This is a genomic window from Methyloversatilis thermotolerans (genome assembly GCF_000372885.1).
Lineage (GTDB): Bacteria > Pseudomonadota > Gammaproteobacteria > Burkholderiales > Rhodocyclaceae > Methyloversatilis > Methyloversatilis thermotolerans.
In genome coordinates this window covers 1351078-1372805 of record NZ_KB889967.1, presented here as the reverse complement: position 1 = coordinate 1372805, position 21728 = coordinate 1351078, and the positions used below count along the sequence as shown (strand labels likewise).

At 64.1% G+C, this 21728-nt stretch carries 22 protein-coding genes; 19 read left to right on the top strand and 3 right to left on the bottom strand.

Annotation, left to right across the window (positions count from 1 at the left end; all coding sequences use genetic code 11):
• The first annotated feature begins 166 nt into the window (after nucleotides 1-166).
• A complete protein-coding gene (locus A3Q7_RS0105810) occupies nucleotides 167-586 on the top strand; it encodes a thermonuclease family protein (protein WP_232417839.1) in 420 nt (139 codons plus the stop codon).
• Between the two features lie 123 nt (nucleotides 587-709).
• Here the strand turns inward: A3Q7_RS0105810 and A3Q7_RS0105805 are convergent, their stop codons facing one another.
• Both A3Q7_RS0105805 and ppk1 read right to left on the bottom strand, forming a co-directional pair.
• Entirely contained in the window at nucleotides 710-1135 is a 426-nt protein-coding gene (locus A3Q7_RS0105805; RefSeq protein WP_018410916.1) for a hypothetical protein, read from the bottom strand.
• A gap of 81 nt (nucleotides 1136-1216) precedes the next feature.
• Nucleotides 1217-3313 (bottom strand): polyphosphate kinase 1, encoded by a 2097-nt coding sequence (ppk1, locus tag A3Q7_RS0105800; protein ID WP_018410915.1) that lies wholly within the window; start codon nucleotides 3311-3313, stop codon nucleotides 1217-1219.
• A gap of 149 nt (nucleotides 3314-3462) precedes the next feature.
• On the opposite strand from ppk1, the gene ppx reads away from it, so the two are divergent.
• The 6 genes from ppx to A3Q7_RS0105770 are packed head-to-tail and all read left to right on the top strand — an operon-like array spanning nucleotide 3463 to nucleotide 9135.
• Complete coding sequence (gene ppx / locus A3Q7_RS0105795; RefSeq protein ID WP_018410914.1) at nucleotides 3463-4962, top strand: exopolyphosphatase; 1500 nt, start codon at nucleotides 3463-3465, stop codon at nucleotides 4960-4962.
• A 7-nt stretch (nucleotides 4963-4969) separates the two neighbouring features.
• Nucleotides 4970-6088, top strand: a complete 1119-nt coding sequence (locus A3Q7_RS0105790; RefSeq protein ID WP_018410913.1) for an ABC transporter permease — start codon at nucleotides 4970-4972, stop codon at nucleotides 6086-6088.
• Entirely contained in the window at nucleotides 6085-6852 is a 768-nt protein-coding gene (locus A3Q7_RS0105785; protein WP_018410912.1) for an ABC transporter ATP-binding protein, read from the top strand. Before A3Q7_RS0105790 ends, A3Q7_RS0105785 begins: the two co-directional genes overlap by 4 nt.
• A gap of 2 nt (nucleotides 6853-6854) precedes the next feature.
• Nucleotides 6855-7835, top strand: coding sequence for an MlaD family protein (locus A3Q7_RS0105780; RefSeq protein ID WP_018410911.1), 981 nt, complete (start codon nucleotides 6855-6857; stop codon nucleotides 7833-7835).
• On the top strand, nucleotides 7832-8419 hold the full coding sequence (locus tag A3Q7_RS0105775; protein WP_018410910.1) for an ABC-type transport auxiliary lipoprotein family protein: 588 nt from the start codon (nucleotides 7832-7834) through the stop codon (nucleotides 8417-8419). Before A3Q7_RS0105780 ends, A3Q7_RS0105775 begins: the two co-directional genes overlap by 4 nt.
• Nucleotides 8416-9135: a GAF domain-containing protein gene (locus A3Q7_RS0105770; protein ID WP_018410909.1), complete on the top strand. Its 720-nt coding sequence runs from the start codon at nucleotides 8416-8418 to the stop codon at nucleotides 9133-9135. Before A3Q7_RS0105775 ends, A3Q7_RS0105770 begins: the two co-directional genes overlap by 4 nt.
• A 15-nt stretch (nucleotides 9136-9150) precedes the next feature.
• On the opposite strand, the gene gcvH is transcribed toward A3Q7_RS0105770, so the two are convergent.
• On the bottom strand, nucleotides 9151-9528 hold the full coding sequence (gene gcvH / locus A3Q7_RS0105765; RefSeq protein ID WP_018410908.1) for a glycine cleavage system protein GcvH: 378 nt from the start codon (nucleotides 9526-9528) through the stop codon (nucleotides 9151-9153).
• Nucleotides 9529-9606: 78 nt separating this feature from the next.
• Here gcvH and A3Q7_RS0105760 point away from each other — a divergent pair, with 78 nt between their 5' ends.
• The 12 genes from A3Q7_RS0105760 to truB all read left to right on the top strand — a co-directional run bounded on the left by A3Q7_RS0105760 (nucleotide 9607) and on the right by truB (nucleotide 21702).
• The gene (locus A3Q7_RS0105760; protein WP_018410907.1) at nucleotides 9607-10467 is read left to right on the top strand and encodes a 3',5'-nucleoside bisphosphate phosphatase; all 861 of its coding nucleotides are present in this window, start codon (nucleotides 9607-9609) and stop codon (nucleotides 10465-10467) included.
• Between the two features lie 36 nt (nucleotides 10468-10503).
• Entirely contained in the window at nucleotides 10504-11130 is a 627-nt protein-coding gene (locus A3Q7_RS0105755) for an L-threonylcarbamoyladenylate synthase (protein ID WP_018410906.1), read from the top strand.
• A 35-nt stretch (nucleotides 11131-11165) separates the two neighbouring features.
• Nucleotides 11166-11825 (top strand): site-2 protease family protein, encoded by a 660-nt coding sequence (locus A3Q7_RS0105750; RefSeq protein WP_018410905.1) that lies wholly within the window; start codon nucleotides 11166-11168, stop codon nucleotides 11823-11825.
• Between the two features lie 16 nt (nucleotides 11826-11841).
• Nucleotides 11842-13044: a tryptophan--tRNA ligase gene (locus A3Q7_RS0105745; RefSeq protein ID WP_018410904.1), complete on the top strand. Its 1203-nt coding sequence runs from the start codon at nucleotides 11842-11844 to the stop codon at nucleotides 13042-13044.
• Nucleotides 13044-13895, top strand: coding sequence for a segregation and condensation protein A (locus A3Q7_RS0105740; RefSeq protein ID WP_018410903.1), 852 nt, complete (start codon nucleotides 13044-13046; stop codon nucleotides 13893-13895). The genes A3Q7_RS0105745 and A3Q7_RS0105740 overlap by 1 nt, the downstream gene beginning before the upstream one ends.
• Nucleotides 13843-14424: an SMC-Scp complex subunit ScpB gene (gene scpB / locus A3Q7_RS0105735; RefSeq protein ID WP_018410902.1), complete on the top strand. Its 582-nt coding sequence runs from the start codon at nucleotides 13843-13845 to the stop codon at nucleotides 14422-14424. The genes A3Q7_RS0105740 and scpB overlap by 53 nt, the downstream gene beginning before the upstream one ends.
• A complete protein-coding gene (gene rluB, locus A3Q7_RS0105730; protein ID WP_040570820.1) occupies nucleotides 14414-15505 on the top strand; it encodes a 23S rRNA pseudouridine(2605) synthase RluB in 1092 nt (363 codons plus the stop codon). The genes scpB and rluB overlap by 11 nt, the downstream gene beginning before the upstream one ends.
• A gap of 153 nt (nucleotides 15506-15658) precedes the next feature.
• A complete protein-coding gene (rimP, locus tag A3Q7_RS0105725; protein WP_018410900.1) occupies nucleotides 15659-16111 on the top strand; it encodes a ribosome maturation factor RimP in 453 nt (150 codons plus the stop codon).
• On the top strand, nucleotides 16108-17580 hold the full coding sequence (gene nusA, locus A3Q7_RS0105720) for a transcription termination factor NusA (RefSeq protein WP_018410899.1): 1473 nt from the start codon (nucleotides 16108-16110) through the stop codon (nucleotides 17578-17580). The genes rimP and nusA overlap by 4 nt, the downstream gene beginning before the upstream one ends.
• Nucleotides 17581-17600: 20 nt before the next feature.
• Entirely contained in the window at nucleotides 17601-20369 is a 2769-nt protein-coding gene (gene infB / locus A3Q7_RS0105715) for a translation initiation factor IF-2 (RefSeq protein ID WP_018410898.1), read from the top strand.
• Nucleotides 20370-20387: 18 nt separating this feature from the next.
• Nucleotides 20388-20759, top strand: coding sequence for a 30S ribosome-binding factor RbfA (gene rbfA / locus A3Q7_RS0105710; protein WP_018410897.1), 372 nt, complete (start codon nucleotides 20388-20390; stop codon nucleotides 20757-20759).
• 1 nt (nucleotide 20760) lies between these two features.
• A complete protein-coding gene (gene truB, locus A3Q7_RS0105705; RefSeq protein ID WP_018410896.1) occupies nucleotides 20761-21702 on the top strand; it encodes a tRNA pseudouridine(55) synthase TruB in 942 nt (313 codons plus the stop codon).
• Nucleotides 21703-21728: the final 26 nt, after the last annotated feature.

Genomic DNA, 21728 nt, shown 5'->3' with positions numbered 1-21728 from the left:
GCAGGATGTTGATCGAATTTTTCAGATCGGGCCCTGCTTGTCCAGAAACCGGAATGCTGCGGCGGCGCCTGACGCGGACGCGCGCACCGGTCGTTCTCAACGTGGAGATATTTGCATGACAGTCAGTCGCTGGGGAGCCGTTGTGCTTTCCGTGCTCTTCGGATGTGTGTTGTTTCCGGTTTCGGAGGTCGAGGCGGCGCGTACCGTCGCCAGCGGCAAGCAGGTGAAGTCGGCGGTGCGCCCCGCTGCCAAGGTCAGTTCCAAGACCCGGGTGGCGACCGCAACCAAGACCAAGCGGACATCCGCTGTCGCCGCGGCTCCGGTCTTCCGTCCGCCCAAGCCGCCCGCGCAGCGGCATTACGCGGTCGATGGCACGACCTTCTATGCCGATGGCGTACGGGTCCGTGCGGCGGGTATAGACAGTCTGGAAATGGCGGGCGCCTCGGGCATCGCCAAACAGCGCCTGCAGCAACTGCTTGACTCCGGACGCGTCAGCATAGAACCGCTGGGTAATGAAGGTGGCGATACCGTTGCCCGCGTGAAGATCGACGGGCGGGACCTCAGCGAGCTGGTTTCCGGGCGCTGAAGAGGGACCGCCCCGCCAGGCCACGACGGGCGCCGGGTGCGCCCGTTCTCATGTCTGCCGGGCACGCGCTGTTGGACGGGCGGGACATCGAGCGACTTGACGCGCGCGGCGTCGTTGCGGCGCTCACCCGGCCGTAAGAGCGGGATTTCTCTGATGGGAGGAGTCACCGTGCTGGTTTTCCGGCTCGCCACCCTGGTCAGGCGCGGGTTCGGCGGTCTGTTCGCTGTCCTCGGGCGGCCGGTGCGACTTCACTTTCTTCGACCCGGCATTCGGTGGAATGCTCGGTAACACGACATCGATCTTGTTCTGTGTCATGTAGTCGTTCATTTCGCGCCAGCCCGCGAAGATGGCCGCCTTCGAAGCCTTGGGATTCAGGTTGTAGCAATCCTCGAGCGCACGCCCTGCGTGACGGCACGCCCCCCCGATGGCTTTCGCGTCCTGTTCCTTCTGCATTGCCTGCTTGTTGGGATCGGGAATGGGCAGCCGATCGCAGGCGGCTGCGAGCACGGCGCAGAGGCTGATCAACGATGCTTTGATGGCGACATTCACCTTGGACGACTTCTGGATTGACGATACACAAGGTGTTTACGGCGGGTGTCCCTCCTGCTTGAGGGACACCCTTCACGCTCGTCAGAGTGCGTCTTTGGAATACTCGCTCAGCAGGGTTTCCTGGGCACAGTGGCGAGCGGCGCGGGATACCCGGCGGCGATAGCGTCCGTCCGGTTCCATTTCCCAGGATTGGCTGTTGTCCAGCAGATAGGGACGCACACCTTCTTTCATGATGCGGCGCTTGAGCTTGACGTCGAGTATCGGGAAGGCGACCTCGATGCGCCGGAAGAAGTTGCGTTCCATCCAGTCGGCGCTTGCCAGGTAGAGCTTCTCCTCGCCATCCGCATGGAAGTGGTAGATGCGGGAATGCTCGAGAAAGCGGCCGACGATTGACCTTACCGTGATGCGCTCCGACAGGCCGGTGACGCCCGGGCGCAGCGCGCACACGCCGCGCACGATGAGGTCGATATCCACGCCGGCCTGGCTGGCCGCGTAGAGCGCCTCTATCGTATCGTCTTCCACCAGCGAGTTCATCTTGGCGATGATGCGTGCCTTGCGGCCAGCGCGGGCGTTTTCCGCTTCCTGGCCGATGGCGGCGATGACATTGCTGTGCAGTGTGAACGGTGCCTGCCACAGATGGGTGAGCGTGCCTGCATGGCCCAGCCCGGTGAGCTGCTTGAATACCTCGTTCACGTCCTCGCCGATCTGTTCGTTCGCGGTCATCAGACCGAAATCGGTGTAGAAGCGCGCGGTGCGCGGATGGTAGTTGCCGGTGCCCAGGTGCACATAGCGGCGGAAGTGGATATTGCCGTCCATCTGTTCCCGGCGCACCACCATGAGCATCTTGGCGTGTGTCTTGTAGCCGAACACGCCATAGACCACATGGGCGCCCGCATCCTCCAGACGCGATGCCCAGTTGATATTGGCTTCCTCGTCGAAGCGCGCCATCAGTTCCACCACGACGGTCACTTCCTTGCCCTTCTGCGCGGCACGCACCAGCGCCTCCATCAGCACCGAATCGGTGCCGGTGCGATAAACCGTCATCTTGATCGCGACCACGTCCGGGTCATCTACCGCCTGCTGTACCAGATCGATCACCGGCTTGAAGGACTGGAAGGGGTGGTGCAGCAGCACGTCCTGCTTGCGGATCGTCGCGAAGATGTCGTAACGCTTTTCCATGGCGCGCGGCAGCAGCGGCACGAAAGGCGGGTACTTCAGGTCGGGGCGGTCCACCCAGTCGGGGACCTGCATGAGGCGCACCAGATTCACGATGCCCGGTGCGCGATAGAGGTCGTCGCGGGTGAGACTGAACTGCTGCAGCAGGAAGTCGGCCATCTGCTCCGAGCAGTTGTCCGCGACCTCGAGACGCACGGCATCCCCGTAGTGCCGTTGTGGCAGCTCGCCCTGCAGCGCCTGACGCAGGTTCTTCACCTCTTCCTCGTCGAGGAAAAGATCGGAGTTGCGCGTGACGCGGAACTGGTAGCAGCCGAGCACGTTCATGCCTTCGAACAGGTCGCCCACGTTCTGGTGCATGGCCGAGGACAGGAAGATGAAACCGTGATCGACGCCGGTCAGCTCCCTGGGAAGCTTGATCACGCGCGGCAGCGCGCGCGGGGCCTGGACAATGGCGAAGCGCGAACTGCGGCCGAACGCGTCGCGACCTTCGAGCTCGACCGCGAAATTAAGGCTCTTGTTGAGCACGCGGGGAAAGGGGTGGGACGGATCCAGACCGATCGGGGTCAGCACCGGCATGAGCTCGCGCGTGAAGTAGTCGCGCACCCAGGCATGCTGCGCCTCGGTCCAGTTGCCGCGCCGCAGGAACACGATGCCTTCCTTCTCCAGCAGAGGCAGGATGACTTCGTTGAGCAGGGCGTACTGCTCGGCGATGAGCTGGTGCGCTTCGGCCGCGATCAGACGCAGCGCGTCCTGTGCCGACCTGCCATCGGACGTGACCCCGCGCGCGCCCAGCCGTATCTGTTCGCGCAGTCCGCCGACCCGCACCTCGAAGAACTCGTCCAGATTGCTGGACACGATGCACAGGAACTTCAGCCGTTCCAGCAGCGGCACGCGCTCATCGGCAGCCTGGGCGAGTACGCGCCGGTTGAATGCGATCAGCGACAGTTCGCGATTGATGAAGTGGTCGGGTGCGTAGCGGGGAACCGGCAGGATGGACGGCATAGGAAGGCTGTTTCGGCACGGGTGAGGGCGGGTCGCCATTTTGTGACATCAGTACTGTGGAATTATTACAGTGATCGGCTGCGCGCGGCGGGGCGGCGCAGCGTCGGCACGCTGCTAAACTCCGCGTGATTCCTTTATTGCATTGCCGCATGAGCTACGAACTTCTCGCCGCCGTCGATCTGGGGTCCAACAGTTTCCGGCTCCAGGTCGCGCGAGTGGTCGACGACCAGATCTATCCTCTGGATGGCGTCAAGGAAACGGTGCGCCTGGCAGCCGGCCTGGGTCAGGGCAAATTGCTGGATGCCGCTTCGCAGATGCGGGCGCTCGAGGCGCTGTCGCGCTTCAATGAGAGACTGCGCGGTTTTTCTCCCGACCAGGTGCGTGCGGTGGCGACCAACACGCTGCGCGTCGCCAAGAATGCCTCGCAATTCCTGCCCCAGGCAGAAGCGGCGCTGGGTTTTCCGATCGAGGTGATCGCCGGCCGTGAAGAAGCCCGGCTCATCTACGTGGGTGTCGCACATACGCTGCCCAACCCCGCGAACCAGCAGCTCGTGGTCGATATCGGCGGAGGGTCGACCGAATTCATCATCGGCCGCAGTTTCGAGCCGCTCGCGCTCGAGTCGCTGTACATGGGGTGCGTTGCGTTCAGCCTGCGCTTCTTCCCGGATGGACGCATGGACAAGAAGTCGCTGCGCGAGGCGGAACTTGCAGCACGACGCGAACTGGAAACGATAGAGCACGACTACCGCACGCACGGTTGGGACGAGGCGGTGGGTTCCAGCGGAACCGCGCGCGCGCTGCTGGACATCATGGAGCTGAATGGCTGGGCGGAAGGCGCGCTCACGCGCGACGGGATGGAGAGGTTGCGCGCACTGCTGTTGCGGGCGGGTGACGTAAACAGGCTCGATATTCCCGGTTTGCGCTCCGATCGCCTGCCGGTGCTGCCAGGCGGCTTTGCCATCATGTCCGCGGTGTTCGAAACCTTCCGCCTGGAGCGCATGAGTTTCTCCGAAGGCGCGCTCAGGCTGGGCGTGCTGTACGACCTGCTGGGCCGCTACCACCACCGGGATCTGCGCGACGCTACGGTTCTGCAGTTCATGCGCCGCTATCAGGTCGACCAGAAGCAGGCCGCGCGCGTGCATGACACGGCACTCGCTCTTTTCCGGCAACTTCACCTGGATGCCGCCGACGACGATGCGGAACTCCATCTGTTGAGCTGGGCGGCCAGGCTGCATGAGCTGGGCATTTCCGTCGCCCACGCGGGGTATCACAAGCACAGCGCCTACATCGTCGGCAATGCTGACATGCCAGGCTTTTCTCGCAGGGACCAGGCGCGCCTGGCCCGACTGGTGCTCGCCCATCGCGGCAAGCTGGAGAAGGTGCACACGCTGGCCGATGGCCGCGACTGGCCGCTCATTCTTTGCCTGCGCCTGGCGGTGCTGTTGCATCGCAGCCGCGACGATTTTGCCGATCTTCCGGTGCGCCTCGAAGCCAGTGCGCACGGTTTCGTACTGTACGGCGGCGCCGACTGGCTCACGGCTTCACCGCTGACCGCCGCCAGCCTTCAGGACGAACAGAAGCAATGGCAGTCCCTGGGCATGGACCTCAAGTTGAGGTCGGTGCGCAACAAGGGCGTGAGCGCCGCCTGATCGCCGCATGAACGTCGCGACGCCATCCGTGGAGGTGACGGGCGATGACGGGAGTGTGCGTCTGGCCGGGGAGTGGACGCTCGCCGGTCTGCAGGGACGCTTGCCGTCGCTGCGGCAACGGTTGACGCGGGCCTCGGCCGGCGCGCGGACATGGGATCTGTCCGGCGTGCAGCGCCTCGACACGCTGGGCGCGAGCGTGTTGTGGCGTACCTGGGGCGAGCGTCTGCCCGAGACACTGATCGCCGATGAAGCGCTGCGCGGAATGTTCGCGGCGGTGAGCGTGCTGGGACCGCGGCCACCCGCTGCGCCCGACAGGGCATCGATACCGGGTCGCATCGCCGGACTGGGTCGGCGCGGACTGGGCGCGCTGTCCCAGATGCTGGGCGTCGTCGGCGTGCTCGGGCAGGCGGCGCTGGATCTTGTCCATCTCGCACGAAGGCCGCAGGATGCGCCGCTGCGAGAATTGTCGGCCAATCTGTACAAGACCGGTGTCAGCGCACTGCCGATCACCGCATTGGTCGGCTTCCTCATCGGCATCGTGCTGTCCTACCTGTCCGCTCTGCAATTGAAAAACTTCGGTGCGGACGTGTTCATCATCGACATCCTGGGCATCGGCATCACGCGGGAGCTCGGCCCTGTGCTGGTCGCGGTTCTGGTGGCGGGGCGTTCCGGCTCGGCAATGACCGCACAGCTCGGGGTGATGCGCGTAACCGAAGAAATCGACGCGCTCGCGACGATGGGGGTGCCGGCCGGGCTGCGTCTCGTGCTGCCCAAGGTGCTGGCCTTGCTCATCACCATGCCGCTGCTCGTCGCGTGGACATCTTCGGCCGCAATTGCCGGCGGCATGGTGGCGGCCGCTTTCCAGCTTGACATGTCCTTCGGCTTCTTCCTCGACACGCTGCCACGCGTGGTGCCGCTCGCCAATGCCTGGATAGGTCTGGCGAAGGGGCTGGCGTTCGGCATGACGATCGCGCTGGTGGCCTGCCATTTCGGGCTCAACGTGAAGCCGAACACCGAAAGCCTGTCCGAGAATACGACGCGCTCGGTGGTCAGCGCCATCACGCTGGTCATCCTGGTGGATGCCGTATTCGCGATCGCGACACGCAATATGGGGATGCCTGGATGAAGCCGGTCATCGAGGTGTCGGGGCTGGTGACCCGCTTCGGCAGGCAGACCATACACGCGGGACTCGACCTTGCCGTCCTGGCAGGCGAAGTGGTGGCTCTGGTCGGCGGGTCGGGCAGCGGCAAGACGACGCTGTTGCGTCAGATCGTGGGCTTGCTCCGGCCAGCCTCGGGCGAGGTGAAGGTACTCGGCCAGCCGGTGCTGTCAGGAGATCCTCTGGCAGATCGCGCCCTGCGCCGTCGTTTCGGGGTTCTGTTCCAGCAGGGGGCACTGTTCTCCGCGCTGAACGTGTTCGAGAACATCGCCTTTCCCTTGCGGGAGCTGCGCTGGCTGGACCGCGACACGGTGCGCGATCTCGTCATGGTGAAGCTCGCCATGGTGGAACTGGAGGCGCAACACGCCTGGCTCATGCCGGCAGAATTGTCCGGCGGCATGGTCAAGCGCGTCGCTCTGGCCAGGGCGCTGGCTCTGGAACCTGAACTGTTGCTGCTGGACGAACCGACCGCCGGTCTCGATCCGGATCGATCCGCCGCCTTTGTCGAACTGATCCGGCGGCTGCGGCAACAGCTTGGACTGACCGTCGTGCTGGTGACGCATGACCTCGATACGCTGGCTGCGCTGGCTACCCGTGTCGCTGTCCTTGGCGAGCGACGTATACTGGCTTACGGCACACTTGAACATGTCATGGCACAGGATCACCCCTTCATTCGCGGGTTCTTCGCGCTGGACCGCATGGAACGCGCGCTCGCTCGGGCGAGGAGCTGACGATGGAAAGTCGCGCGCATGCCCTGGCCGCCGGGCTTTTCCTGATCGTGCTCGGTGCAGGGGTGGTATTCGGGCTGTGGTATCTGTCCAGTGGTGATGAAAGTGGTCGCGACTATCTCCTGGTGACTACCGCCGATGTCGGCGGGCTCAATCCGCAGGCGCAGGTGCGCTATCGCGGGATACGCGCGGGCAAGGTCAGCTCGATCGGAATCAATCCGGCGAATCCCAGGGAAATCCATGTCCGCATTTCGCTGCCGGAGCGTTTTCCGGTCACCCAGTCCATGCGCGCGGAACTGGGCTATCTGGGCGTGACCGGTCTGGCGCTGGTGGAGCTGTCGGACGACGGCTCGGACACGACATTGCTGAAGCCGGGTGATGACGGAGAGGTGCGGATACCGATGAGAGGGTCGGCGTTCGGTACCCTTGGCAGCAATATGAACGACACCATGGACGCCTTGCGGAACGTGCTGGCCCGGCTGCATGTGCTTCTCGACGACGAGAACGCCGCTCACATATCGGCGACGGTCCGGAATCTCGCGTCGGCGACCGGGCATCTTGATCGTACGCTGGGTGCGCTGCCAGGACTGACTCAGGATCTGCAGCTCACGCTGCAGCGTATCCAGGCGGTGCTGTCGGACGACAATATCCATCGCGCAAGCGAGATTCTGTCCCGTCTCGAGTCGCTTGCCGCGGCGGGTGAGCCGCTGGCTTCCGAACTGCGCCTGTCGCTCGCTTCGATCCGGGCATTGTCGTCGGAACTGGAAAAGCTGAGTCGGCACACTGGCCGCGAGCTGAGTGCGGAGACCCTGCCCAGGTTGAATCGCCTGATCGACGAGGCGGTGCGGGATTCGCGTCGCTTGCGCAGGATGCTGGACGATGTCGACAGCTCACCGCAGATGTTCCTGCTGGGCCGCGATGCGGTGAGCCCCGGTCCGGGCGAATCCGGTTTCGAAGCACCGGGCGAGGGAGGAGTGAAACCATGACAGGACGCCTGCTTTGCATCGCACTGATGCTGCTGCTGACGGCCTGTGGCAGCGTGATTCCGCGAGCACGCGCGCCCGGGCTGCACGATCTCGGTACCGAAGCGCCGGTGATCGCGGTGCGCAACGCGCCGGGGGAAGTGGATGTGTTTGCGCCGACATGGCTTGAAAGCACGGCCATGGCTTACCGGCTCGACTACGACAGTCCGACGCGACGCCACCGCTATGCCGAAAGTCGCTGGGCGGCGGCCCCTGGCGAATTGTTGCAGACCCGTCTCGGCGACGTTCTTTCGGTGCAGGGCCACGGGCGCGGATGTCGTCTGGTGATCGACCTGAGCGAGTTCATCCAGGTGTTCGACAGTCCTTCGTCATCGACGGCGCTGATCAGTGGCATGGCAACGCTGGTGGACGGGACAGGACATGAAATTCTGGATCGTATGAGGTTTTCGATCCGTGAGCCGTCGGAGCAGGCGGATGCCCGGGGCGGGGCGCAGGCGTTTGCGCGTGCTTCCGTTTCGCTTGCCGGCCGCATCGCAGGCTGGATGGATCGCGACGGCAGTCCCGCCGCGGGGAGGTGCGCGTCATGAAGGGAAAGAATGTCGAAGGCTTGCCGCCCGGTTTCATCCAGCAAGCGCTCGATTCTGTCGCCGATCTGTGCTGGCAGCGCCTTGCCGCCAGCCGTCTGAGCATCCTGATGGCCGATGGTCTGGGCGGACAGGCGTCGCTCGCGCTCGCCGTGTGGCGGGGCGATCTGCGCGACGAACTGCACAATGTACGTATCGATGGCGGCGATTCGGTCGCGCTCCACGTCATGAGCAGCGGTCGCACCGTGCGGGTTGAGCATGCAGATGCGACGCCTTCGGGAGAGCACGGCCATATCGGCGAGGGGGGCTGTTTCATGTGCGCACCCATCCTGCTCGATGGTCATGCGCTCGGCGTCATCTGTTTGCGTCGCGGCCAGGGCCAGCCCCCGTTCACCGAATCCGACGAGCGCGAATTCGATGCCCTCGCCCTGTTCGCCGGCAAGGCGGTCCAGGCTGCTCAGCTCTCCTTCCTTCTCGAGTCGGAGTTCGCGCGCCGCGCGGTACAGGCCGAAGGCGGGAACCCGCTCGCACAGGTGTTGGCAAGCGGTCTCGCACAACCGGCCCAGCTTGCGCGCATGCTTGCGAAATCCTTCTACCGCGAGATGAAAGCCGCCGGTTTCGGCGACGACCAGATCGTCGGTGCCGCCGGCGAAATCATCGACCAGTTGTCGAGCAGCCTGCGCAAGCACGGCCGCCGCATTGGCCGTGGCCGGAGCTGAGCCGCCCCGGCGAGCTCAGTCGAGTGATGCGCTGTAGGCCGTGGCGTCGAGCAGTTGATCGATCTCGGACGCACTGTCAGGGCGGATCACGAACATCCATGCGCCATACGGATCCTGATTCACCTGTTCAGGCTGTTCGCTCAATGCGGCGTTGACCGACACCACTGTGCCGGCGACAGGTGCATGGATGTCAGAAGCGGACTTGACCGATTCGATCACCGCCATCGCCTCGCCGCGCGAGACCTGGCGGCCGACGTCCGGCAGTTGCAGGAATACCACGTCGCCCAGCGCATCCTGCGCGTGATCGGTGATGCCGACGGTGAGCGTGCCATCCGCCTCGGTCCTGACCCATTCGTGCGTGTCCGCGTAGCGCAGCGTATCCGGATGATTCATTGCGTTTCCCTGGTTGCAAATGATGTGGATTGTAGCGGTGCGAGGCGCACTGCGTCGGCCTGATAGAATCGAAGGTTAATGAACGCCGACCTGCACTGCCACTCCTGTCACTCCGATGGCCTGTTGTCGCCTGTCGAACTGGCGCGCCGGGCTCATGCCAATGGCGTGAATCTCTGGGCGCTCACGGATCACGACAATCTCGGCGGTCTGGCCGAAGCGCGTGCCGAGGCAGTGCGGCTCGGTCTGGATTTCGTCGACGGCGTCGAGATTTCGGTCACCTGGATGGACATGACAATACACGTCGTCGGGCTGGCCATCGATCCGCGCCACGCGCCGTTGTCGGAAGGCCTGGCGCAGGTGCGCAGCGGGCGTGATGCGCGGGCGTTGCGCATGGCCGAGGCACTGGAATTGCTCGGCGTCCGTGATGCCTATCAGAACGCGCTGCGACTGGCCGGCAATCCGTCGCTGGTCGGGCGCTCCCATTTCGCGCGCGTGCTGGTGGAGCAGGGATATGCTGCGGATGTGCATGCAGTGTTCCGCAGCTACCTGGTGCGAGGACGACCGGGTTACGTCGAACATCGGTGGACTTCGCTTGCCTGTGCGGTGCAGTGGATACGTGGCGCCGGAGGTGTGGCGGTGATCGCGCACCCGGGGCGCTACCGCCTGTCAGGTGACCAGATGCGGCGCCTGTTGGCGGAGTTCCAGGCCGCTGGTGGAGAGGCGATCGAAGTGGTGTCCGGTTCGCACGGCGAGCCGGAAATGCGTGCGTTTGCACGAATGGCTCGCGAGTTCGGCTTCTACGCCTCGCGTGCTTCCGATTTTCACGCACCGGACGAAAGTCCGGTCGATCTCGGCCGCGGCGCGCCGCTGCCGGATGGCTTGACCGCTGTGTGGCATGCGCCGGCTCTCCGGTTCGCCTCCGAGGGGCATCCGGCATGACAGGCAGCGTCGGCTGACTTTATTCGACAGGTATCCGTGGCCCAGCTCTTTTCGCTCCATCCCGACAATCCCCAACCCAGACTGATACGCCAGGCGGCAGACATCCTTCGTGCCGGAGGGCTGGCCGCCATTCCGACCGACTGCGCGTGGTCGCTGGTCGGACACATGGGGGACGCGCGCGTACTTGATCGCATCCGTCGCATACGGGGTGTCGATGAACATCACCACTTCACGCTCATGTGTCGCGATCTGTCCGAAATCGCGACCTTTGCGCGGGTGGACAACGCCCAGTTCCGTCTGCTCAAGAGCGCCACGCCGGGGGCCTATACCTTCATTCTGGAAGCCACGCGCGAGCTTCCGCGACGCATACTGCACCCCAAGCGCAAGACCATAGGTCTGCGCGTGCCCGATCATCCGGTCGTGTCGGCGCTGCTGTCCGAACTGGGCGAACCCCTTCTGGGTTCGACCCTGCTGCTTCCGGGCGAGGAACTGCCGCTGACCGATGCCGAGGACATCCGCGAGCGCCTGCAGCACGAACTGGATCTGGTGCTGGACGCCGGTCATTGCGGCACCCGGCCCACATCGGTCATCGATCTGTCGTCCGGCAGCCCCGAACTGGTTCGCGCCGGGGGTGGCGATCTCGCGCGTTTCGGGCTTGACTGACGCCATGCCCGCCTTCTGTTAGCATCCCGCGGCTTATGGACGAAAGCATCGCGCGACTGGCGGTCATCGTGCTGCCGATCGTGTTGGCGATCACTCTGCACGAAGCTGCTCATGGATACATGGCAAGGCTGTTCGGGGATCCGACCGCCGCGCTGGCCGGGCGCATTTCGCTGAATCCCTTGCGGCATATCGATCCGGTCGGCACGATAGCGGTACCTCTGCTCATGTACTTCGGCAGCGCGCTTGCCGGACATGAAGGCCTGCTGTTCGGTTGGGCCAGACCGGTGCCGGTCAACTTCTCACGTCTGCGAAATCCCAAGCGCGACATGCTGTGGGTGGCGGCAGCGGGACCGGGCGCGAACCTGCTCATGGCAATCGGCTGGATGCTGGCGTTCAAGATGTCGTTGGTGCAGCCGCCCGAGGCGCTGTTCGGTGAACCGCTGCGACGCATGGCGGAAGCGGGCGTGGCCATCAACCTGGTGCTCATGCTGCTCAACCTGCTGCCCATTCCGCCGCTGGACGGCGGACGCATCATGATCAGTCTGCTGCCGGGGCGGGCTGCGATGGCATTTGCCCGGATCGAGCGCTACGGATTGTTCATCCTGCTGGGGCTGCTTGTTCTGGGCGGCCTGGACCTGATCCTGGCGCCCATGCTGCAGGTGTCGAAGTCGCTGTTGCTTTCGCTGTTCTTCTGAATCGGACACTTTGAATATGTACGCAGAACGCGTTCTTTCCGGCATGCGGCCCACCGGTCGCCTGCACCTCGGCCACTACCACGGCGTGCTCAAGAACTGGGTGAGGTTGCAGCACGAATATCCCTGTCTGTTCTTCGTTGCCGACTGGCACGCACTGACCACCAGCTACGAGGACACGCAGGTGATCGAACGCAGCGTATGGGACATGCTGATCGACTGGCTCGCCGCAGGCGTGGATCCGACTCAGGCCACGCTGTTCATCCAGTCGCGCGTGCCGGAACACGCAGAACTGCACCTGCTGCTGTCCATGATGTGTCCGCTGGGCTGGCTGGAACGCGTACCGACCTACAAGGACCAGCAGGAAAAGCTCACCGACAGGGATCTGTCTACCTACGGTTTTCTCGGTTACCCCTTGCTGCAGTCCGCCGACATCCTGATTTATCGGGCCAATCTGGTGCCGGTAGGTGAGGATCAGGTGCCGCACGTCGAACTGACACGCGAGGTGGCGCGCCGCTTCAATCATCTCTACGGCCGGGAGCCGGGTTTCGAGGACAAGGCACGCGAGGCGGTCAAGAAGCTGGGCGGCAAGCGCGGCAAGCTGTATGACGAACTGCGCACGCTGTACCAGCAGGAGGGGCGTGAAGAGGCGCTGGCCCAGGCCAAGGCCCTGCTCGAGGAGGCGCAGAGCCTCAGCCTTGGCGACCGCGAACGCCTGTACGGCTATCTGGAGGGCGGTGGCAAGATGATTCTCGCCGAGCCGGGCGCGCTGCTGACCGAGGCTGCCCGCATGCCGGGCCTGGACGGGCAGAAGATGTCCAAGTCCTACAACAATACGCTCATGCTGCGGGAGGATCCGGAGGTCGTGACCAAGAAGATCCGTGGCATGAAGACCGACACCCAGCGCGTGCGCCGGACTGATCCGGGGGAACCGGAACGATGCCCGGTGTGGCAGTTCCACGTGATCTATTCCGACGATTCCACGCGGCAATGGGTGCAGGAAGGTTGCCGTTCGGCCGGAATCGGCTGTCTTGAATGCAAGCAACCGGTGATCGACGCCGTGCTGAAGGAGCAGGCGCCGATCCACGAGCGGGCGCGACAGTACGAGGAGGATCCCATGCTGTTGCGCAATATCGTTGCCGATGGCTGCGAGCGTGCCCGCAAGCTTGCGTCGGAAACCATGCGCGACGTGCGTGAAGCCATGGGGCTGAATTACGCCTGATGGTCGCGCAGACCGTCATTGCGGGGGAGGGTGACGAGGCGGTCCTGCCCCATCCCACGGCGCGCTTGTATGGCGAGACGCTGGAAAAACTTCCGCTCGACCTGTACATTCCGCCCGACGCGCTCGAAGTGTTCCTGGATGCTTTCCAGGGGCCGCTCGATCTGCTGCTGTACCTGATACGCAAGGCGAACGTCGATATCCTCGACATTCCCATGGCGCCGCTGACGGCCCAGTATCTGGCCTATGTCGACGCCATGCGCACACACCGGCTCGAGCTTGCTGCCGAGTATCTGCTGATGGCGGCCATGTTGCTGGAAATCAAGTCGCGCATGCTTTTGCCGCGGCCGCCGCGCGAATCCGGGGAAGACGTCGAGGATCCGCGTGCCGAACTGGTGCGCCGGCTCATCGAGTACGAGCAGATGAAGGCCGCCGCCCTCGCGCTGGACGGGATTCCGCGCATCCAGCGCGAACACGAGTGGGTCGGGGTGCAGGTGGCGGAAAGGCTGGCCGAAATCCAGCCGGATGTCAGCGCAACCGATCTTCAGCTCGCCTGGCTGGCGTTGATGAGACGGGCGGACATGACTCGCCATCACAAGGTGAGCCGTGAGGCCCTGTCGGTGCGTGAATTCATGTCCGGCATCCTGCGCCGGCTGCAGGAGGAGGGTGATCTGCGTTTCGATCAGCTTTTCGAGCGCAACCCGACCGCTGCGCACATGGTTGTGAACTTTCTTGCCGTGCTCGAACTGGCACGCGAGAACCTGATAGAACTGCTTCAGCTCGAAGCTTTTGCGCCGATCTATGTCAGAACTGCCCGAAACGACACAGCCGACGTCGTCGCCGAGCCCGGCTGACATCAAGCGCGTGCTGGAAGCGGCCTTGCTTGCGTCGCAGGATGCGCTGGGCACCGCCGATCTCCGGAAGTTGTTCGAGCAGGATCTGGATCACGCGCTGCTGCGGCGCTTGCTCGACGAATTGCGCGAAGAGTGGTCGGGTCGCGGCATCGAACTGGTCCAGGTGGCTTCCGGCTGGCGCTTCCGCACTACGGCGGACATGCAGCCCTATCTGGACAGGATGAGGAACGAAAAGCCGGCGAAGTATTCGCGGGCTGTGCTGGAAACACTGGCGATCATCGCATACCGCCAGCCAGTGACCCGCGGTGACATCGAGGACATCCGTGGTGTCGCGGTGTCGCCGGGCATCATCAAGGCGCTCGAAGGTCGCGGCTGGATAGACAGCGTGGGTTACCGCGAAGTCCCCGGCCGTCCGGCGCTGTATGCAACGACAAGACGTTTTCTCGACGATCTGGGCCTGCGCACGCTCGCGGAGCTGCCGCCGCTGGCCGAACTACAGAAGGTGATGGAATTCAATGATGCAAGGTAGACGCAGACCGGGTGGCGATGTGAATGGCAATGTTGCCAACTACCGATCGCCGGACAGCAAGTCGAAACGCCGCGGGCCGGTGGTGTTCAAGGAGCCGCAGAAGCTGCACAAGATGCTGGCGGACATGGGGCTGGGTTCGCGGCGTGAGCTCGAGGAGTGGATCATCGCCGGCCGCGTCAGCGTCAATTCGATGCCGGCTCACGTCGGGCAGCGCATCGGTCCCGAAGACAAGGTCAGGGTCAATGGCAAGCTGATACAGATCCACTTCGCGCAGCGTGCGCCGCGCGTCATGCTCTACCACAAGCCGGAAGGCGAGATCGTGTCGCGCGACGATCCGGAAGGCCGTCCTTCGGTTTTCGACAAGCTGCCCAAGGTGAGTGCCGGTCGCTGGATCGCGGTCGGTCGTCTCGACTTCAACACTTCAGGCCTACTGGTATTCACCACCAATGGCGAGCTGGCCAACAAGCTGATGCATCCGAGTTTCGAGCTGGAACGCGAGTACGCGGTGCGTCTGCTGGGTGAGCTGACCCCTGAGCAGGCGAAGCAGCTGGTCGACGGCATGGAGCTCGAGGATGGCATCGCAAAGTTCAACTCGCTGGTCGACGGCGGTGGTGAAGGGGCCAATCACTGGTATCGCGTCACGCTCTCGGAAGGTCGCAACCGCGAGGTGCGCAGGATGTTCGAAGCCATCGGGCTCACGGTGAGCCGCCTCATGCGTGTGCGCTATGGCCCTTTCGAATTGCCCAAGCACCTGGCGCGTGGCAAGACCCTGGAGCTGAAGGCCGAGGAGGTGACACGCCTCATGTCGGTTGTGCCGGGCAAGGGCAAGCCTCGCAAGGGCGGCGCATCTCCCGCCGTCGAGGCCGAAGGGGCCGGTGCGGCCGATGCGCCATCCGCTGCCCGGCGCGGTCGCCGGCGTGGGCCACGCAAACCTCGCGTGGCTGGAGAGGGGGCTGCGCCGGCGCCGCAGGCTGTCCGTGCCGACGGTGGGCCGGTCGAGGCGGAAGGGACCGCGCGCAAGCGCCCGCCGCGCCGGCGCCGACGTCCGGCCACGCGTCCTGCCGGGCAGGGCGAGGCTTGATGGCTGTGGTCATCCAGGGGGCGACCTTCCTTCCGGCTTGAAGGGAGTGTCGCCCTCTGTTACACTCGCGTTCTTGCTGCGCTGGCAGTTTTGGCGCGTTTCGATGGGCGGTCCGCCCATTTTTTATTTGTATTTCCGGAAGTTGTCGCAGGAATGAATGTCGCGGAACTGATCGAACAGGCAGTGAGCGGACTGGGCTACGAGTTCGTCGACCTCGAAACATCGCCCAGGGGCCGTCTTTTGCGCGTGTTCATCGATATCCCGAAGGGCATCACGGTGGACGACTGCGTAACGGTGAGCAATCACCTTACCCGCCTGTTCATGGTCGAGAACGTCGATTACGACCGGCTGGAAGTGTCCTCTCCTGGGCTTGATCGTCCCCTGCGCACGACTTCCGATTTTGTCCGCTTCACAGGCCAGGAGGCGCAGGTGCGTCTGCGCGTGCCGGTCGGCAATCAACGCAATTTCACCGGCCGTCTGGCGGGGGTTGCGGATGATCGGCTGACGCTGGACGTGAAGGGCGAAGCCTATGAGTTCGAGCTTTCCAAGATCGAGCGTGCAAGGCTGGTGCCGGACTTTGAACGCAAGCAGGAGTTGAAACGATGAGTCGCGAGATTCTGTTGCTGGTCGACGCACTGGCACGCGAAAAGAACGTGGCCCGCGAAGTGGTGTTCGGAGCGCTCGAAACGGCGCTGGCTTCTGCGACCAAGAAGCGCATTCATGACGATGCCGACGTGCGCGTGTCCATTGATCGGGAGACGGGCGAATACGAGGCTTTCCGGCGCTGGCACGTGCTGCCGGATGAGCTGGTCGAGAACGACGAGGCGCAGATCGGCATCATCGATGCCCGTGATCAGATTCCCGATATCCAGGTCGATGAGTACATCGAAGAGGCGCTGGAGCCGGTCGATTTCGGTCGTATCGGTGCGCAGGCGGCCAAGCAGGTCATCCTGCAGCGCATCCGCGACGCTGAACGCGAGCAGATCCTCAACGATTTCCTGGAGCGCAAGGATCATCTGGTCACCGGAACGATCAAGCGCATCGAGCGTGGCAACGCCATCATCGAAGTCGGTCGCCTCGAAGCGCTGCTGCCGCGCGAGCACATCATTCCGCGCGAGAACCTGCGCGTGGGCGACCGCGTGAAGGCGGTCCTGCTGCGTGTCGACCGTCAGGCGCGCGGCCCGCAGATCATCCTGTCGCGTACCGCACCGGAATTCATCATCAAGCTGTTCGAACTGGAAGTGCCCGAAATCGAGGACGGTCTGATCGAGATAAAGGGGGCGGCCCGTGATCCGGGCATACGCGCCAAGATCGCCGTCAAGTCGAACGACTCACGCGTGGATCCGCAAGGTACCTGCATAGGCATGCGCGGCTCACGCGTGCAGGCGGTGACCAATGAGCTGGGCGGCGAGCGGGTCGATATCATCCTGTGGTCGCCCGATCCTGCGCAGTTCGTGATCGGTGCGCTGGCGCCGGCGGAAGTCGCTTCCATCGTCGTTGATGAGGATGCGCACTGCATGGATGTCGTGGTGAATGAAGATAATCTCGCGATCGCCATCGGCCGCAGCGGGCAGAACGTGCGTCTCGCTTCCGAACTGACCGGCTGGAAGATCAACCTGATGACGGTCGAGCAGTCGGCGGCGAAGTCCGATGCCGAGAATGCCGCCATCCGCCTGCTGTTCATGTCCAAGCTGGACGTGGACGAGGAGGTTGCGAACATCCTGATCGACGAAGGTTTCTCGACGCTGGAGGAGGTGGCCTATGTGCCACTCGCCGAAATGCTGGAGATCGAGGCCTTCGATGAGGACACGGTCAATGAGCTGCGCACCCGTGCGCGAAATGTGCTGCTGACCGAGGCCATCGTGGACGAGGAACAGCTCGAGCAGGTGGATGATGCGCTGCTTGCGCTCGATGGCATGGACAAGCAGCTGGCCGCCCAGCTGGCGCGTGCGAATGTGCGCACGCGTGACGATCTGGCCGATCTGGCGGTGGACGAACTGGTGGAGATCGCGGGCATCGATGCCGCGCGTGCGACATCGCTGATCACCACTGCGCGAGCGCACTGGTTTGAATAATTGAGGACGGTATGGCGTTGATGAGTGTTTCCCAGTTTGCAACCGAGCTGAAAATCCCGGCGTCGGCCCTGCTTGAACAGCTGAGGCAGGCCGGCGTGGACAAGAAGAGCGAAGGCGATTCGCTGACCGAGCAGGACAAGGCACGTCTGCTCGACTACTTGCGTCGACAGCACGGTGAAACGGCGGGAAAGACCAAGATCACGCTGACGCGTCGCCAGACCACCGAGATCAAGGCCACCAATTCGTCCGGTCAGGCGCGTACCGTCCAGGTCGAAGTGCGCAAGAAGCGTGTGCTGGTCAAGCGCGATCCGGCGGACATCCTGGCGGAAGAAGCCGCGCAGGCCGCTGGCGTATCCGAGGTTTCGCCGCCGGCTGAAGAGGACAGGACCCCTTTGCGCGAGCCTGAGCCGGTAGTCGAGGCGATTGCACCCGAGCCGGTGGTGGTCGAGCTTGCGCCCGAGCCTGAGGTGGTTCCGGAACCGGAGCCTCCGCTCGAAATCATGCCGGAAGCGGTCGCTGTGGCTGAGCCCGAGGTTGCAGAGTCGGCTCCCGCGGCAGAGGTCGAGGCTGCCGAGCCGGCGCCGGCGGTCGAGCGTCCGATGTCGGCGCGCGAACGCGAGGCCAAGCGTCACGCAGAACTTCTTGCCATCCAGGCGCGCGAACTGAAGGAGAAGCAGGAGCGCGAGGTGCGCATGCGCCATGAGATGGAGGCGCGACTGGCCAAGGCGCAGGCGGAGGCGGAAGCCAAGGCAAAGGCGGAAGAGGATGCCAAGGCGGCTGCCGCGAAGGCGCCTGCGGGCACCCTGCACAAGCCGGCCAAGGCCGATGACAAGGGGGCAGCCAAGACGGCCAAGCCGGCCGCCGCGCCGGCCAAGGGCAAGCCGGGCACCAACTGGAAGGACGACGCCGCCAAGCGCCGCCAGATCAAGACGCGCGGCGATGCCGGTACCGGCGGCTGGCGCGCGGGTCCGAAAGGTCGCCATCACCGAGACCACGATCAGGCGCAGGCCGCGCCTGCGGAGGCCGTGGTGCGCGAGGTTCTGGTGCCGGAAACCATTTCGGTCGCCGATCTGGCTCACAAGATGTCGATCAAGGCCACCGAGGTGATCAAGGCGCTGATGAAGCTGGGTCAGATGGTCACCATCAACCAGGTGCTCGATCAGGAAACTGCGATGATCCTGGTCGAGGAAATGGGCCATGTCGCCAAGCCGGCCAAGCTGGATGATCCGGAAGCCTTCCTCGGCGAGGCCGATGACGCGCACAAGGATGTCGAGTTGCTGCCGCGTGCACCGGTAGTTACGGTCATGGGTCACGTCGACCACGGCAAGACCTCGCTGCTCGACTACATCCGCCGAGCCCGGGTGGCCGCGGGCGAAGCGGGTGGCATCACGCAGCATATCGGCGCCTATCACGTCGATACGCCGCGCGGCATGATCACTTTCCTCGATACACCGGGTCACGAGGCGTTCACGGCGATGCGTGCGCGCGGGGCCAAGGCGACCGACATCGTCATCCTGGTGGTGGCGGCGGACGACGGCGTGATGCCGCAGACGCGCGAAGCCATCCATCACGCGAAGGCGGCCAATGTGCCCATCGTGGTGGCCATCAACAAGATCGACAAGCCGGAAGCCAATCCGGACCGCGTGAAGCAGGAACTGGTGGCCGAAGGTGTGGTGCCGGAAGAATACGGCGGCGATTCGCCCTTCATCCCGGTGTCGGCCAAGAAGGGAACCGGCATTGACGACCTGCTCGAGAACGTGTTGCTGCAGGCGGAAGTGCTGGAACTGAAGGCGCCCAAGGATGCGCCCGCGCGCGGTCTCGTGATCGAAGCGCGACTGGACAAGGGCAAGGGCCCGGTGGCGTCGGTGCTGGTGCAGCAGGGCACGCTCAAGCGCGGCGACATCCTGCTGTGCGGCCAGGTGTTCGGCCGGGTGCGTGCGATGCTGGATGAGTCGGGCAAGGCGGTCAGTGAAGCCGGTCCGTCCATCCCGGTTGAGATACAGGGCCTGTCCGATGTGCCGGCAGCCGGAGATGAGGCGCTGGCACTCGCCGACGAGCGCAAGGCACGCGAGATCGCGCTGTTCCGTCAGGGCAAGTTCCGTGATGTGAAACTGGCCAAGCAGCAGGCTGCCAAGCTGGAATCGATGTTCGAGCAGATGGGCGAGGGCGAGGTGAAGGTGCTCCCGCTCATCATCAAGGCCGATGTGCAGGGTTCGCAGGAAGCGCTGGTGCAGTCGCTTACCAAGCTGTCCACCAGCGAGGTGCGGGTGCAGGTGATTCATGCTGCGGTCGGTGCGATTTCGGAAACCGACGTCAACCTCGCCCAGGCATCCAAGGCGGTGGTCATCGGCTTCAATGTGCGGGCCGACGTCGGCGCGCGCAAACTGGCCGAGAATTTCGGTGTTGATCTGCGTTACTACACCATCATCTATGAGGCTGTGGATGAGGTGAAGGCGGCACTGTCCGGCATGCTTGCGCCGGAGAAGCGCGAGCATGTGCTCGGTACCGTGGAAATCCGTCAGGTGTTCCGTATTTCCAAGGTCGGCACGGTGGCCGGCTGCATGGTCACCTCCGGCATGGTGAAGCGTTCGGCCAGCGCGCGTCTGTTGCGCAACAACGTGGTCATCTGGACCGGCGAGCTCGATTCGCTCAAGCGGTTCAAGGACGATGTGAAGGAAGTGAAGGAAAGCTACGAGTGCGGGCTGTCGCTGCGCGGCTTCAATGAGATCGAAGAGGGCGATCAGCTCGAAATCTTCGAGATCCAGGAAGTGGCGCGCAAGCTCGCCTGAGCCGGAACGCCGTAGACGATGAGCGAACGTTACTCCCGCAGCGACCGTGTTTCGGAGGCGATCCGGCGCGAACTGGCGCAGTTGATCGCCACCGAACTGAAGGACCCGCGGGTCGGCATGGTGTCGCTCACCGCGGTCGACATCACGCCGGATTACGCGCATGCCAAGGTGTATTACAGCACGCTGGCCGAAGGCGACGCGCAGAAGCAGATTCACGAGGGTCTGGTGCGCGCGTCGGGTTTCCTCCGTCGTGAGATCGGTCGCCGCGTGCGCATCCACACGACGCCCCAGCTTCATTTCGTGCATGACCAGACCATGGAGCGTGCCGACCAGCTGTCGCGCCTGATCGACAAGGCGCTGCATTCGGGACCTTCCGGCGCAGAGGACTGAGTTGCAGACCCGATCGCGCTGGAAGGCGATACACGGCGTACTGCTGCTCGACAAGCCGGTCGGTCTCAGTTCGAACGACGCGTTGCAGAAGGCCCGCCGTCTGTTCCAGGCGGCCAGGGCGGGCCACACCGGCACGCTGGATCCGCTTGCCAGCGGGCTCTTGCCGATCTGTTTCGGTGATGCGACGCGCTTTGCCGGACTGATGCTCGACGCGGACAAGGAGTACATCGCCGATGTGCGCCTGGGCGTTCGTACCGCCACCGGCGATGCAGAGGGCGAGGTGCTGTCGGTGCGTCCGGTACTGTGTGATGTCGCCGCACTGGATGCGGCCATCAAGGCGCACACCGGCGAGATCTGTCAGCTTCCCCCCATGCATTCGGCGCTGAAGCGCGACGGCAAGCCGCTTTATGAGTACGCACGCGCGGGTATCACGGTCGAGCGCGAGCCGCGTCATGTCATCGTCCGCCGTATCGACCGGCTGTCGACCGATCTGCCGGATTTTTCGATGCGCGTGCTATGCAGCAAGGGCACCTATATCCGCACGCTGGCCGAGGACATCGGCGAATCGCTTGGTTGCGGTGCGCATCTGACCGGTCTGCGTCGCACTGGCACCGGCGGATTGACGCTGCAGGACGCCTTGACGCTCGAAACCCTCGCCGGCATGGATGAGGCGGCTCGGCTGGCTCGGCTGCAACCTGCCGACCTGCTGGTTCGCGACATGCCGCACTGCGCGCTTCCCGACAGTGCAGCGCTTCGGTTGGGCAATGGACAGACCGTTGCACTGGACGCACTGCTGGCCGGACCCGGTGAGCTGCGTGAAGGCATGACGCTGCGGGCCTACGGGCCGGCCGGTTTTCTTGGGCTCGCGAGCGTGCAGTCCGGATGCCTGCGCGCGAAGCGGCTGATGCCCACAAATGCAATCCACAAGCCGGAAAGTACTTGAGCTTGCTCAAGTCTGGCGTATAATTT